The 14,106-nt window shown below is 63.9% G+C and carries 8 protein-coding genes; 7 read left to right on the top strand and 1 reads right to left on the bottom strand.

Features of this window, described 5'->3' with window-relative positions:
* Window positions 1-179: 179 nt before the first annotated feature.
* From rpsA to KTJ89_RS03600, 5 genes are all read left to right on the top strand, one after another.
* Complete coding sequence (rpsA, locus tag KTJ89_RS03620; protein ID WP_139467300.1) at window positions 180-1,664, top strand: 30S ribosomal protein S1; 1,485 nt, start codon at window positions 180-182, stop codon at window positions 1,662-1,664.
* A complete protein-coding gene (locus KTJ89_RS03615; protein ID WP_259356791.1) occupies window positions 1,642-3,537 on the top strand; it encodes a hypothetical protein in 1,896 nt (631 codons plus the stop codon). Before rpsA ends, KTJ89_RS03615 begins: the two co-directional genes overlap by 23 nt.
* 9 nt (window positions 3,538-3,546) lie before the next feature.
* The gene (coaE, locus tag KTJ89_RS03610) at window positions 3,547-4,722 is read left to right on the top strand and encodes a dephospho-CoA kinase (protein ID WP_259356790.1); all 1,176 of its coding nucleotides are present in this window, start codon (window positions 3,547-3,549) and stop codon (window positions 4,720-4,722) included.
* A gap of 90 nt (window positions 4,723-4,812) precedes the next feature.
* Window positions 4,813-6,945: an excinuclease ABC subunit UvrB gene (gene uvrB, locus KTJ89_RS03605; RefSeq protein ID WP_259356789.1), complete on the top strand. Its 2,133-nt coding sequence runs from the start codon at window positions 4,813-4,815 to the stop codon at window positions 6,943-6,945.
* Between the two features lie 186 nt (window positions 6,946-7,131).
* Complete coding sequence (locus KTJ89_RS03600) at window positions 7,132-8,190, top strand: TerC/Alx family metal homeostasis membrane protein (protein WP_259356788.1); 1,059 nt, start codon at window positions 7,132-7,134, stop codon at window positions 8,188-8,190.
* A gap of 132 nt (window positions 8,191-8,322) precedes the next feature.
* On the opposite strand, the gene KTJ89_RS03595 is transcribed toward KTJ89_RS03600, so the two are convergent.
* Window positions 8,323-8,613 carry a YciI family protein gene (locus tag KTJ89_RS03595; protein WP_259356787.1) on the bottom strand — a complete coding sequence of 97 codons (291 nt, stop codon included), beginning with the start codon at window positions 8,611-8,613 and terminating at the stop codon, window positions 8,323-8,325.
* A 65-nt stretch (window positions 8,614-8,678) separates the two neighbouring features.
* Between KTJ89_RS03595 and KTJ89_RS03590 the strand changes: the two genes are divergently transcribed.
* Together KTJ89_RS03590 and uvrA are read left to right on the top strand one after the other, a co-directional pair.
* Window positions 8,679-11,174: a DEAD/DEAH box helicase gene (locus KTJ89_RS03590; protein WP_259356786.1), complete on the top strand. Its 2,496-nt coding sequence runs from the start codon at window positions 8,679-8,681 to the stop codon at window positions 11,172-11,174.
* 57 nt (window positions 11,175-11,231) lie between these two features.
* Entirely contained in the window at window positions 11,232-14,102 is a 2,871-nt protein-coding gene (gene uvrA / locus KTJ89_RS03585; RefSeq protein WP_139909772.1) for an excinuclease ABC subunit UvrA, read from the top strand.
* Window positions 14,103-14,106: the final 4 nt, after the last annotated feature.

Genomic DNA, 14,106 nt, shown 5'->3' with positions numbered 1-14,106 from the left:
GATTCGTCTCTTCGGCGTGCATTCACACCCGAAAAGGTGCTAGCATTGACAACCGTATGCGCCTGTGCATACAAGTCCAAATTCGCAATCGAGACCGGATTCGGTTCTTGCGGCAACTTACACGACCTGTCGCCAGGGTACCGGATCTGGACCAATATTCCATCGGAGTCCCTACCTATATGACCACCACCACGCCGGAATCGGTGCAGCCGAAGCAGGTCGCTGTCAACGACATCGGAACCGCTGAGGATTTCCTCGCCGCCGTCGATGAGACCATCAAGTACTTCAACGATGGCGACATCGTTGAGGGCGAAGTCGTCAAGGTCGACCGTGACGAAGTCCTCGTCGACATCGGATACAAGACGGAAGGCGTCATCCTCGCACGTGAGCTTTCCATCAAGCACGATGTCGATCCCGGCGAAGTCGTCGAGGTCGGGGACGAAATCGAAGCCCTCGTTCTTCAGAAGGAAGACAAAGAGGGTCGTCTCATGCTGTCGAAGAAGCGCGCTCAGTACGAGCGTGCCTGGGGCGACATCGAGAAGATCAAGGAAGACGACGGCGTTGTCACCGGCACCGTCATCGAGGTCGTCAAGGGCGGCCTGATCGTCGACATCGGACTGCGCGGCTTCCTGCCCGCGTCCCTCGTCGAGATGCGCCGCGTCCGCGACCTCGCCCCCTACATCGGCCAGCAGGTCGAAGCCAAGATCATCGAGCTCGACAAGAACCGCAACAACGTGGTCCTGTCGCGCCGTGCCTGGCTCGAGCAGACCCAGTCGGCCGTCCGTCACGACTTCCTGCAGACCCTGCAGAAGGGCCAGGTCCGTCCTGGTGTCGTGTCCTCCATCGTCAACTTCGGTGCGTTCGTCGACCTCGGTGGTGTCGACGGACTCGTCCACGTCTCCGAACTGTCCTGGAAGCACATCGATCACCCGGGTGAGGTCGTCACCGTGGGCGACGAAGTCACCGTCGAGGTTCTCGACGTCGACATGGACCGTGAGCGCGTTTCGCTGTCGCTCAAGGCCACCCAGGAAGATCCTTGGCAGCACTTCGCTCGCACGCACGTCATCGGACAGATCGTGCCGGGCAAGGTCACCAAGCTCGTTCCGTTCGGTGCATTCGTGCGCGTCGAAGACGGCATCGAAGGCCTCGTCCACATCTCCGAGCTGGCCGTGCGCCACGTGGATCTGCCCGAGCAGGTCGTCTCGGTCGACGAGACCATCTACGTCAAGGTCATCGACATCGACCTCGAACGCCGCCGCATCTCGCTGTCGCTGAAGCAGGCGAACGAAGGCGTCGACCCCGAGGCCGAAGAGTTCCTCGACCCCGCTCTGTACGGCATGCCGCAGGAGTACGACGAGGACGGCAACTACAAGTACCCCGAGGGCTTCGACCCCGAGACCAACGAATGGGTCGAGGGCTACGAAGCTCAGCGCGAGACCTGGGAGCAGCAGTACGCCGCCGCTCAGGAACGCTGGGAAGAGCACAAGAAGCAGGTCGCCAAGGCCATCGCAGCGGATGCCGAGGCCTCCGCAGCCGATGCCGTCGGATCTGCCGAAGCCGCTCCGGCCACCGGATCGTTCTCCTCCGAAGAGGCGAGCGATGAGGGCACCCTGGCCAGCGACGAAGCTCTTGCAGCCCTGCGTGAGAAGCTTGCAGGCAGCTGATAGCAGCCACCAGAAGGGCTCCCGGTCGGAAGGCCGGGAGCCCTTTCTGTATGCCCCCACGGCTCGGGCACGCCTGCGCCCGTGGCTGTGGTACACCCTCATCCTCTGTGTCGGCAGCCTGACCGTCTTCGGCTCCGTCGCCGCGGACCCCAGCGGCAGCGTTGTCGCCTCCAACGACGACACCTCACTGTTCATCTGGTGGCTCGGGCACGGCGCGCAGGTTCTCGCAGACATCCTCGGATTCGGACCGGGGGCAACCGGCGGCCTGCTGTACACGGAATCGATGAACGCCCTCGGCGGGGGAGTCAACGGAGCCTGGAACACCTCGCTCGCAGGGTTTGCGATCCTGCTCGCTCCCGTGACGTGGGTGGCCGGCCCCATCGTGAGCTACAACCTCCTCATCCTCGCCTTCCCGGTGCTCGGCAGCCTGGCCACAGCTGTGCTCTTCCGCCGCTTCCTCGACCGCCTGCCCGCTTTCATCGCCGCTGCCGGAGTCGGCTTCTCCAGCTATGTCATCGCCCAGCTCGGCGGCCACCCGAACCTCGCCTATATCGTCACCCCGCCCCTGACCGCCTGGGCGATCCTCGCTCTCCTCGACCTCGGCCGCGCGACACAGGTGGATCCCGGTCGTTCTCTGCTGCGCAGCCGTCGCCTGTGGCTGCTCGGAGGAGGGTTCGGCCTCCTCCTCGGCTTCCAGTTCTACGTCTCCACCGAAATTCTGGCCGGAACCTTCCTCGCCGCACTTTGCTTCCTGGCCAGCCTCGCCGTCTTCGGACGCCGCCTCTACCGCGCCCGGTCATGGGTCGCCCTCGGTCTCGGTTCCGCAGTCGCCGGCTGTATCGCCATGCTGTGTGCGATCCCGCTGCTGGTGACCATGTCCGGACCGAACGCCCCACAGGGCGCCATCCGCCCACACGGAGTATGGAACACCGACCTGCTCGACCCGATCCTGCCCGCAGCCCCGGCCTGGCTAAGTTCCGGAGTGTCTCCTCTGCCCCGAATCATGGAGATCGACCCCGCCGAACTCGGCGCCTACGTCGGCGCACCAGCTCTGGCGGCGGCTGTGCTCATCGTTCTCGGGCTCGCCCACCGGTCCGCACACGCGGTGCCGGTGCGCATCGCCGCGGCAACCGGCATCCTCGTCGGCCTGCTGGCACTCGGCTCACCGATCCTCCTCGGCGGCCGAATCGCCCTCGCGACCGGTCCGTTCGCGCTCATCGAAGCCATCCCCGTACTCAACAACATCCTGCCCATGCGGCTCGTCCTCCACTCGACGATCGCGCTCTTCGCCGTGCTCGGAATCGGCCTCCAGTGGGCGCTGAGCCACCGGAAGCTGCTTCGCGCCCGCGCCCTCCTCATCCTGCTCGTCCTCGCCGCCGTGGCCATCCTTCCCGCTCCGCAGACCGCACATGAGGTGACAGTTCCAGACTTCTACGAGCACTCCATCGCCGAGGTGATCCCCGCCGGATCCGTCGTCAAGACCTTCCCCCGCCCCCTGGCATGGGCTGAGCCCCACGCCGACGAAGCCATGGTGTGGCAGTCGGTCAGCGGATTCCGCTACCACGAGACCGGCGGCTACTTCATCGGTTCGAGCCCGGAATCGCCGGTGACCTATTCCGCCCCCGAAGATGCCCTCGACGAACTCCTGCACGGCTCCGTCTTCGACGGCGAGCCCATGCCGGACGCGGACAGCCCGGAAGTCGCCTCGGCGATCGCCGAACTGAGGGAGACCGGGGTCGACTTCATCGTCCTCGCCCCCGAAGCTCCGCTCCTGCCGGGAGGCGACGGAGACTATGCGGCCTTCCTCGATGCCGCCGTCGGAGATCCGATCTTCGCCGATGAGGGAGTGCGGGTCTACCGACTGGATCAGTAGGATGATCCCATGCTGAGAATCGGTCTCACCGGAGGAATCGGCGCCGGAAAGTCAACGGTGTCCGCAATGCTCGTCGAACACGGGGCAGTGCTCGTCGACGCCGACAGGATCGCCCGCGAAGTCGTCGAACCCGGACAGCCGCTGCTCGAGAAGCTGGCCGAGGCCTTCGGGCCGCAGGTGCTGCACTCCGACGGTTCGCTCGACCGGCCGGCACTGGCCGCGGCAGCCTTCGTCGATTCCGAGCACACAGCACGGCTCAACGGCCTCATGCATCCGGCGATCCGCGACCGCACCGCCGAACACTTCGCCATGTACGCCGACGCCGAGATCGCCGTCCACGACGTCCCGCTGCTCGTCGAGAACGACATGACACCGGCCTACCACCTCAATCTCCTCGTCGACGTGCCCGCCGAAGTGCGCCTGCAGCGGCTCATGGACTCCCGCGGAATGGACCGCGACGACGCCGCCGCACGGATCTCCCGCCAAGCCGATGACGACACCCGCCGAGCAGCCTGCGATGTCATCATCGACAACTCCGGTCCCGTCGAAGAGACGAAGGCCGCGGTCGCCCGGCTCATCGAATCGCGGATCCGGCCCTTCTCCGCCAATCTCGCGTCCGGGCAGCGGGCACCGAAGGCAGCCCTCGAACTCGTCGATCCCGCGCATGCCGACTGGATCGGTGACGCGCAGAGAGCGATCAGGAAGCTGCGACACGGCACGGGCGAGGAGTTCGCCATCGAACATATCGGCTCCACCTCTGTGCCGGGACTGCCCGCCAAGGACGTCATCGATCTTCAGCTCCTCGTCCCCGATCTCACCGCCGCCAGGGAGCTGGCACCCCGACTGGCCGAACTGGGTTACCCGGGAGCCGAGATGAGCGACCACCTCGGCGAAGAGTCGACCGAAGGGAAATGGTTCCACGCGAACACGGACCCGGGCCGCGCCGTCAATCTGCATGTGCGCACCGCGGACTCGGTCGGTGTGCGCTTCGCCCGCGCGTTCCGTGACCTGCTTATCGCAGACACGGGGGAGCGGGACCGTTACCTCGAGTTGAAGAGAGACCGTTTGGCCGAAGCCAAGGCTGCGGGCGGGACGAACGGGCAGATGATGCGAACATATGCGGAATCGAAGGAACCGTACTTCCTGCAGATGCGCCGCCGACTGGTGCCCGACAGCTTCGACTGACACGCTGACACATGTCGGCAGGCACTTCGCCGAGGCTGTCGTTCCGACTCCGGTCTGCCCAATGTCAGGGGCGGGGGCTAGGGTTGGACTATGAGCTCAGAACGCCCCCTGCCAGCGATCGGCCACCGCCCCGACGTCACCCGCGAGGTGGCGCCGTTCGAGGTCGTCTCCGAGTACTCTCCCTCCGGTGACCAGCCGACGGCGATCCGAGAGATCTCCGACCGGCTCGACGCGGGAGAGCGGGACATCGTCCTCCTCGGTGCCACCGGCACAGGCAAGTCGGCGACGACGGCATGGCTCATCGAGCAGGTGCAGAGACCGACCCTGATCATGGCGCCGAACAAGACTCTCGCCGCGCAGCTGGCGAACGAGTTCCGACAGCTGCTGCCCAACAACGCGGTCGAGTACTTCGTCTCCTACTACGACTACTACCAGCCGGAAGCCTATGTGCCGCAGACTGACACGTTCATCGAGAAGGACTCCTCGATCAATGACGAAGTCGAACGTCTCCGGCACTCGGCCACGAACTCGCTGCTGACCAGACGCGACGTCGTCGTGGTCTCGACGGTGTCGTGCATCTACGGTCTCGGCACTCCTGAGGAATACGTCGACCGGATGGTCACCCTTCACAAGGGCGACGAATGCGATCGGGACGAACTGCTCAGACGCTTCGTGTCGATGCAGTACGCCCGCAATGACATGGCTTTCACCCGCGGGACCTTTCGCGTGCGAGGAGACACCGTCGAGATCATCCCACAGTACGAGGAGCTCGCGCTGCGGATCGAATTCTTCGGCGACGAGATCGAATCGCTGCAGACCCTCCACCCGCTGACGGGCGAGATCGTGCGCGACGAGGACACCATCCACGTGTTCCCGGCCAGCCACTACGTCGCCGGTGAGAACCGGATGGCCACCGCGATCAGCGGCATCGAGGACGAACTGCAGAAGCGGCTGAGCGAGTTCGAATCGCAGAACAAGCTGCTGGAAGCCCAACGGCTGAAGATGCGCACGACCTATGACCTCGAGATGATGGAGTCGATGGGCTTCACCTCCGGCATCGAGAACTACTCCCGGCACATCGACGGCCGCGATCCCGGTTCGGCACCGAACTGCCTGCTCGACTACTTCCCCGAGGACTTCCTGCTCGTCATCGACGAGTCCCATGTCACGGTCCCGCAGATCGGCGGAATGTACGAAGGCGATATGTCGCGCAAGCGCACCCTCGTCGAACACGGATTCCGCCTGCCCAGTGCCATGGACAACCGGCCGCTGAAATTCGACGAGTTCCGGGAGCGCGTGGGACAGAGCGTGTACCTGTCGGCCACACCCGGCAACTTCGAACTCGGCAACGCCAACGGATACGTCCAGCAGATCATCCGCCCCACCGGACTCGTCGACCCCGAGATCAAGGTCAAGCCGACGAAGGGGCAGATCGATGATCTCCTCGACGAGATCAAGACCCGCGTCGACGCGAACGAACGTGTGCTCGTGACGACGCTGACGAAGAAGATGGCCGAAGATCTCACCGACTACCTGTTCGAACACGATATCCGGGTCCAGTACCTCCACTCCGATGTCGACACTCTGCGACGTGTGGAGCTGCTCACAGAGCTGCGTGCGGGCGAATTCGATGTGCTGGTCGGAATCAACCTCCTGCGTGAGGGTCTCGACCTTCCCGAGGTCTCGCTGGTGGCGATCCTCGATGCCGACAAGGAAGGCTTCCTCCGGTCGTCGACATCGCTCATCCAGACGATCGGTCGTGCCGCACGTAACCTCAACGGCCAGGTGCACATGTACGCCGATACGATCACGGACTCGATGCGCACCGCCATCGACGAGACCGACCGCAGGCGCGCCATCCAGATCGCCTACAACGAAGAGCACGGAATCGATCCTGCCCCGCTGGTCAAGCGGATCGCCGATATCACCGAACGACTGCAGCGTGAGGATGAGGACACTCGAGAGCTGCTCACCGAATTCGACTACGGCAAGGGCAAACGCGGCTACAACTCGACCCTGACCGACGAACAGAGGGAAGCCGCCGGCAAACCCGGTTCGCTGCGCCCGCCGGCGGCCGACCTCACCGAACTCATCGAATCGCTGACCTCGCAGATGCATTCGGCCGCCGCGGAGCTGCAGTTCGAACTCGCCGCGCGACTGCGCGACGAGCTCTCCGACCTCAAGCAGGAGCTGCGCCAGATGAAGGAGGCCGGGCACGCCTGATCCGCACCGGTGACGCGCGAGTGATGTTCGCGTGTTTATACTGGTGTGCTGGCGAAAGGGAGTATCCCGTCCATCCGCGGTCGTCACCACGACCCCACAAGGGGTCCGGCCGCGGAGCGCACGCAGCATCACCGCGTGGGAGAGACTTTCGACCTGGATACATCCTGTTCACCACGAAAGGCATCCATGGATATTCTGTCCTCCACGCTCGCGGCCGGCGGCAACGCCGCTGCTGCGAGCGAATCTCCGATTCCCGTCTGGTTCATGATCACCTCGGGAATCATCGTCGTTGCGATCCTCATCTTCGACCTCCTGCTGGTCGTCAAGCGCCCACACACCCCGTCGATGCGGGAAGCGAGCATCTGGGTCGCCTTCTACGTCGCCCTGGCTCTGGTCTTCGCCGGCGCGCTCTTCGCCATCGGCGATGCCCAGCACGGCAGCGAGTTCCTCACCGGCTGGCTGCTCGAGTACTCGTTGAGCATCGACAACCTGTTCGTCTTCATCATCATCATGGGCAGCTTCTCGGTACCGCGGAAGTACCAGCAGGAAGTGCTCATGGTCGGCATCATCATCGCCATCATCTTCCGCGGCATCTTCATCCTCGCGGGTGCGGCGATCATCAGCGCGTTCGTCGAGGTCTTCTTCATCTTCGGCATCTTCCTCCTCATCGTCGCCTACCGGCAGGCCTTCAGCTCCGAAGACGACGGCGACGGCGAAAACGGTCTCATCCGGTTCCTGCGCAAGCGGATCAACGTCGTCGACGAATACCACGGCAACAAGCTGCGGGTGACCCTCGACGACAACAAGAAGTACTGGACCCCGATGTTCATCGTGTTCATCGCCATCGGCTCGACCGATGTGATGTTCGCGCTCGACTCGATTCCCGCGATCTTCGGCGTCACTCAGAATGCGTTCCTCGTGTTCACCGCGAACGTGTTCGCTCTCATGGGACTGCGTCAGCTGTACTTCCTGCTCGGGGGACTCGTCGACAAGCTCGTCTACCTCCACTACGGAATCGCCGCGATCCTCGGCTTCATCGGCGTCAAGCTCATCATCCACGCTCTGCATTCGAGCGATTGGGAGTTCCTCTCGTGGGGTCACTCGATCCCCGAGGTGCCGACGTGGCTGTCCCTGACCGTCATCGTCCTCGCCATGGTGGTGGCCACCGTCGCCTCACTCGTGAAGATGAAGAAGGACGGCATCTCCTTCAAGGACGTCAGCTCGAACGAATCCGAAGAGGCCTGAGCCGATCGGACCCGGTCGCGCTGACACCGCCTCGGTGTCGGCACAGAACGAGCGGGGTCCGTCTCGATCTCTCGAGACGGACCCCGCTCGTGTCTTCCCGGTCAGGGCAGAACCGGACCGGCAGTGCGACGCTCAGCCCTGGGCGAAGGGGCCGAACACGGGAGTCCATTCGCGGATGTCCGTCGACTCGATGACACCGAGCGAGGCATAGGGATCGGCGGCGAGGTGGCTTTCGACCTCCGCACGGTCGGCAGCATTGAGGATCAGCAGCCCTCCCGGCTGCGGATCGTTGTCCAGGGGACCGGAGGCGAGGATCGTACCGGTCTCATTCAGCTCCGCCTGCCAGCGGCGATGCGCGGGGCGATGTTCCATCCGCGTATCAGTTTCGGGACCATAGTGGTAGGTGACGGCGAAGACCGGCATATGTGACTCCTCGGTGTCGAGCAATAGGATGGAATCAGTCTAATCGGAAAGGTCTGTGCATCAGCGTGGCCAGATTGCAGGAGATCCCAGCGGAATTCGCTGACGACGACACGATCTACGAGTCCTTCGGCGAATACTGCCGAGAGATCGGTGTCGAGCCTTACCCGGCTCAGGACGAGGCGTTCCTCACGATCCTCGCCGGAGACAATACGATCATGGCGACCCCGACCGGCTCGGGGAAGTCACTCGTCGCTCTGTTCGCTCTCTACCAGTCCTTCACCCGCGGGATCCGGTCGTACTACACGGCCCCGCTCAAGGCCCTGGTGAGCGAGAAGTTCTTCTCCCTCATCGACGCTTTCGGCGCCGAGAACGTCGGGATGATCACCGGCGACTCCACCGTCAACCCGGAGGCGCCCGTCATCTGCGCCACGGCGGAGATCCTGGCCAACCAGGCGCTGCGCGAAGGCGGAATGCTCGATGCCGGAATGGTCGTCATGGACGAATTCCACTACGTCGCCGACCCCTCCCGCGGTTGGGCCTGGCAGGTGCCCCTCCTCGAGATGCCGCAGACCCAGTTCGTCCTCATGTCCGCCACCTTGGGCGACACCACCGACATCCGACGGACGATGACGGAGACGACCGGACGCGACTCCTCCGTGGTCACCTCGGCGACCCGGCCGGTCCCGCTCGACTACGAATATTCGACGGAGACGCTCTCGGACACTCTCCGCGGACTCGTCCGCAACGACAAGGCCCCGGTCTACGTCGTCTCCTACTCTCAGAACGGTGCCATCGACCTCGCCACCAACCTGCTCTCGGTCGACCTTGCCTCCAAGGAACAGAAGGCCGCCATCGCCGCAGCCATCAAGGGATTCACCTTCGGCAAGGGATTCGGGACCAGCCTGCGCAAACTGCTGCTGCACGGCGTCGGCGTCCACCATGCCGGAATGCTGCCGAAGTACCGCCGCCTCATAGAACAGCTCGCGCTGAAGGGACTGCTGCTCGTCATCTCCGGCACCGACACCCTCGGTGTGGGCATCAATGTGCCCATCCGCTCCGTGCTGCTGACCGGACTGACGAAGTTCGACGGGCGGAAGATGCGCAGACTCAGCGTCCGCGAGTTCCAACAGCTCGCCGGACGTGCCGGCCGCGCCGGATTCGACACCCGCGGCTACGTCATCGCCCAAGCCCCCGAACATGTCATCGACAACCTCAAGGCGGAAGCCAAAGCGGCCAACGATGACAAGAAGAAAAAGAAGAAGGTCAAGAAGAAGGCCGCCCCGGTCGGCTTCGTCGGCTGGTCCGAAGAGACCTTCGCAAAACTCATCGAAGGCGAATCCGAGACTCTGCGGCCGCGGATGAAGATTGACCATTCGACGATCCTCAACCTCGTCGCCCGCCCCGGCTCCGATGTGTCGACGATCAGCGACTTCATCGACAAGACACATGAGACAAGGGAGCGGCGGCTCGACCTCAAACTCACCGCGATCAGCATCGGACGCTCCCTCATCGACGCCGGACTCATCGAGGTCCGCGGCAGCGAACTCATCGCCACCCAGGACCTGGGCCCCCAGTTCGCGCTCAACCAGCCGCTCGCTCCCTTCGTGCTCGCCGCACTGGAGCTTCTCGACGAGAACGACGACACCTACGCCCTCGACGTCGTATCCATCGTCGAGGCGACCACCTCAGTGCCGTTCCAGATACTGAAGGGCCAGCTCGACCGGATCAAGGGAGAGACCCTGGCCGAACTCAAGGCCGAAGGCGTCGACTACGCCGAACGCATGGCGATCCTCGACGAGATCGAAAGCCCCGCACCCCTGGCCGAGATGCTCGACCCGGCCTTCGACCACTTCGTCGAGACTCATCCCTGGCTGCACCGAGGCGGCTTCGAACCCAAATCCGTCGTCCGCGACATGCTCGAGCAGGCCATGGGCTTCACCCAGTTCGTCGGCTACTACAACCTCGCCCGGGCCGAGGGCAGCCTGCTGCGCTACCTCACCGACGTCTACCGCGCACTGCTCCACAACATCCCCGCGGAGAACCGGACCGAGGAACTCGAGACCATCATCGAATGGTGTGGTGAGACCATCGCCCGGACGGATTCGTCGCTGCTCGACGAATGGCGCACCCTGCAGGGACTCGACCCCACCGAAGCTCCCGACGATCTGCCGGCACTCGACCGCCGCTTCTCCGAGAATACGAAGGTGTTCACCGCAGAGGTCCGCAACGCCCTGTTCCACCGAGTGCTGCTGGCCGAACGTGCGAACTACACGGAGCTCGGCCGCCTCGACTCCGAATCCGGATTCGACTCACGGGCCTGGGAAGACGCGATCGAGGACTTCTACGACGAATACGGGGAGCTCATCGTCGACCAGAAGGCCCGCGGTCGGGAATATATCGACATCACACCCGGTTCAGACACATGGAGCGTCCGACAGATCCTCGCCGATCCCGACGACAACAGGGACTGGGCCATCGACGCCGAGGTGGACGTGGCCGCCAGCGACGAATCCGGAGATATCGTGCTCCGCATCCTCTCCGTCGGAGAGATCGGCAGATGAGCCGGAAACCGCTGCGAATGCAGCAATGTCAGTGCCGAGTAATACAGTGGTCAGGTGATGAAAACCAATAACGGTGAGCAAGTGACAGGCGTCTCCCATCTCGACACCCTGTGGGTCAAGGGAGCGCGAGCACACAATCTCAAGAACGTCGAAATCGCGCTGCCGCGCGATTCGATGGTCGTGTTCACCGGCTTGTCCGGTTCCGGCAAATCCTCGCTGGCCTTCGACACGATCTTCGCCGAGGGACAGCGACGCTACGTCGAATCCCTGTCCTCCTATGCCCGGATGTTCCTCGGGCAGATGGACAAACCCGACGTCGACTTCATCGAAGGGCTGTCTCCAGCGGTGTCGATCGACCAGAAGTCGACATCGCGCAATCCGCGTTCGACCGTCGGCACGATCACCGAGGTCTATGACTTCCTCCGCCTGCTGTGGGCGCGGATCGGCATCCCGCACTGTCCCGTCTGCGGTGAGGTCATCACCAAGCAGACCCCGCAGCAGATCGTCGACCAGCTGCTCGAACTCGAGGAGCGGACGAAGTTCCTCGTCCTCGCTCCCGTCGTCCGGTCCCGCAAGGGCGAATTCGTCGACCTCTTCACCGACCTGCAGTCCAAGGGCTTCTCCAGGGCCATCGTCGACGGCGAGCAGATCAGCCTGAGCGAACCGCCGACCTTGGAGAAGCAGTACAAGCACACGATCTCCGTGGTCGTCGACCGCCTCGTCGCCAAATCGGGAATGCGCCCGCGGCTGACCGACTCCGTCGAGACCGCCCTGGGGCTCGCCGACGGACGCATCGACATCGAACTCGTCGACGAAGGCACGACCCGCACTTTCTCCGAGCACATGTCGTGCCCGAACGAGCACCCGCTGACGATCGACGAGATCGAACCGCGTTCGTTCTCCTTCAACTCGCCCTTCGGCGCCTGCCCCACCTGCGACGGCATCGGCACGCGCCTGCAGGTCGACGAAGATCTCGTCGTCCCCGACGAGGATCTCAGCCTCGGCTCCGGGGCCATCGCCCCCTGGTCGGGAGGCAAACAGGTCTCGAAGTACTTCAACCGTCTGCTCAAGGGGCTCGGCGACGAACTCGGCTTCGATATGAAGACGCCGTGGAAGAAGCTGCCGAAGTCCGCGAAGACCGCGATTCTGACGGGCAAGGACTACAAGGTCCACGTCAAGTACAAGAACCGCTTCGGGCGTGAACGCACGTACTCGACGGGCTTCGAAGGCGTCTACCAATACATTCAGCGCAAGCACGAGGAAACAGAATCCGAGTGGTCGAGGGAACGCTACGAGTCCTATATGCGCGAGATCCCGTGTGCCAGCTGTGACGGTACGCGCCTCAAACCGGAGATCCTCGCCGTCAAGGTCGGAGACAGGTCCATCGCCGAGGTCTCCGAACTCGCCCTCGACGAAGCAGCTTCCTTCCTCGGCTCCCTCGAGCTGAGCTCCCGCGATGCCGCCGTGGCGGCGCAGGTGATGAAGGAGATCAACGCCCGACTCGGGTTCCTCCTCGACGTCGGCCTCGACTACCTCAGCCTCAACCGGGCAGCCGGTACGCTCTCCGGCGGTGAGGCCCAGCGCATCCGCCTGGCCACGCAGATCGGCTCCGGCCTCGTCGGCGTCCTCTACGTCCTCGACGAGCCCTCGATCGGACTGCACCAGCGAGACAACCGCCGACTCATCGAAACACTCAACAAGCTCAAGGATCTCGGCAACACCCTCATCGTCGTCGAACACGATGAGGACACCATCGAATCCGCCGACTGGATCGTCGATATCGGACCCGGCGCCGGCGAGCACGGGGGAGAGGTCGTCTACTCCGGTCCCGTCACCGGCCTCAAGGATGCCGAAGGATCGATCACCGGCGACTACCTCTCCGGCCGACGAGCGATCCAGATCCCGCCGACCCGCCGCCCCGTCGACAAGGACCGGATGGTCACCGTCGAGAAGGCCGTGGAGAACAACCTGCGCGACGTCACGGTGTCCTTCCCCCTCGGTGTGCTCACCGCCGTCACCGGCGTGTCCGGTTCGGGCAAATCGACTCTGGTCAACGAGATCCTCTACACACAGATGGCCAACGTCCTCAACGGCGCCTCCCGGGTGCCGGGACGGCACAAGCGCGTGACCGGCCTGGACAATCTCGACAAGGTCGTCCACGTCGACCAGTCTCCGATCGGTCGCACCCCGCGGTCGAATCCCGCGACCTACACCGGCGTCTTCGACCATGTGCGCCGGCTGTTCGCCGAAACCGAATCGGCGAAGGTCCGGGGCTATCTGCCCGGTCGGTTCTCCTTCAACGTCAAGGGCGGACGCTGCGAGAACTGCAGCGGCGACGGCACGATCAAGATCGAGATGAACTTCCTGCCCGACGTCTACGTCCCCTGTGAGGTCTGCCAGGGCGCCCGGTACAACCGGGAGACCCTGGAAGTCACGTTCAAGGGCAAGAACATCGCCGAGGTCCTCGACATGCCCATCGAGGAGGCCAACGACTTCTTCGCTGCGATTCCCGCGATCTCGCGACACCTCAAGACCCTCGTCGAGGTGGGGCTCGGCTATGTCCGACTCGGCCAGCCGGCCACGACTCTCTCCGGCGGCGAGGCACAGCGTGTCAAGCTCGCCGCCGAACTGCAGAAGCGCTCCCGCGGTCGCACCGTCTACGTGCTCGACGAACCGACGACCGGTCTGCACTTCGAGGACATCTCGAAGCTGCTCATGGTCCTCCAGGGACTCGTCGACAAAGGCAATACGGTCATCGTCATCGAACACAACCTCGACGTCATCGGCAATGCCGATCACATCATCGACCTCGGACCCGAGGGCGGCCGCGGCGGTGGGCAGATCATCGCCCAGGGCACTCCCGAAGAGGTCGCCGAGGTGGCCGAATCGCACACCGGAAGGTTCCTCAAACCGATGCTCAAGTCCTGATCCG

The sequence above is a fragment of the Brevibacterium sediminis genome, assembly GCF_024895295.1.
GTDB classification, from domain to species: domain Bacteria; phylum Actinomycetota; class Actinomycetes; order Actinomycetales; family Brevibacteriaceae; genus Brevibacterium; species Brevibacterium sediminis.
This window is presented reverse-complemented; position numbering and strand designations above follow the sequence as displayed.

Bases quoted from the DNA above. Each gene is read 5' to 3' on its own strand.
- rpsA (WP_139467300.1), top strand. From the start codon at position 180: ATGACCACCACCACGCCGGAATCGGTGCAGCCGAAGCAGGTCGCTGTC.
- coaE (WP_259356790.1), top strand. From the start codon at position 3,547: ATGCTGAGAATCGGTCTCACCGGAGGAATCGGCGCCGGAAAGTCAACG.
- uvrB (WP_259356789.1), top strand. From the start codon at position 4,813: ATGAGCTCAGAACGCCCCCTGCCAGCGATCGGCCACCGCCCCGACGTC.
- KTJ89_RS03600 (WP_259356788.1), top strand. From the start codon at position 7,132: ATGGATATTCTGTCCTCCACGCTCGCGGCCGGCGGCAACGCCGCTGCT.
- KTJ89_RS03595 (WP_259356787.1), bottom strand. From the start codon at position 8,613: ATGCCGGTCTTCGCCGTCACCTACCACTATGGTCCCGAAACTGATACG.
- uvrA (WP_139909772.1), top strand. From the start codon at position 11,232: ATGAAAACCAATAACGGTGAGCAAGTGACAGGCGTCTCCCATCTCGAC.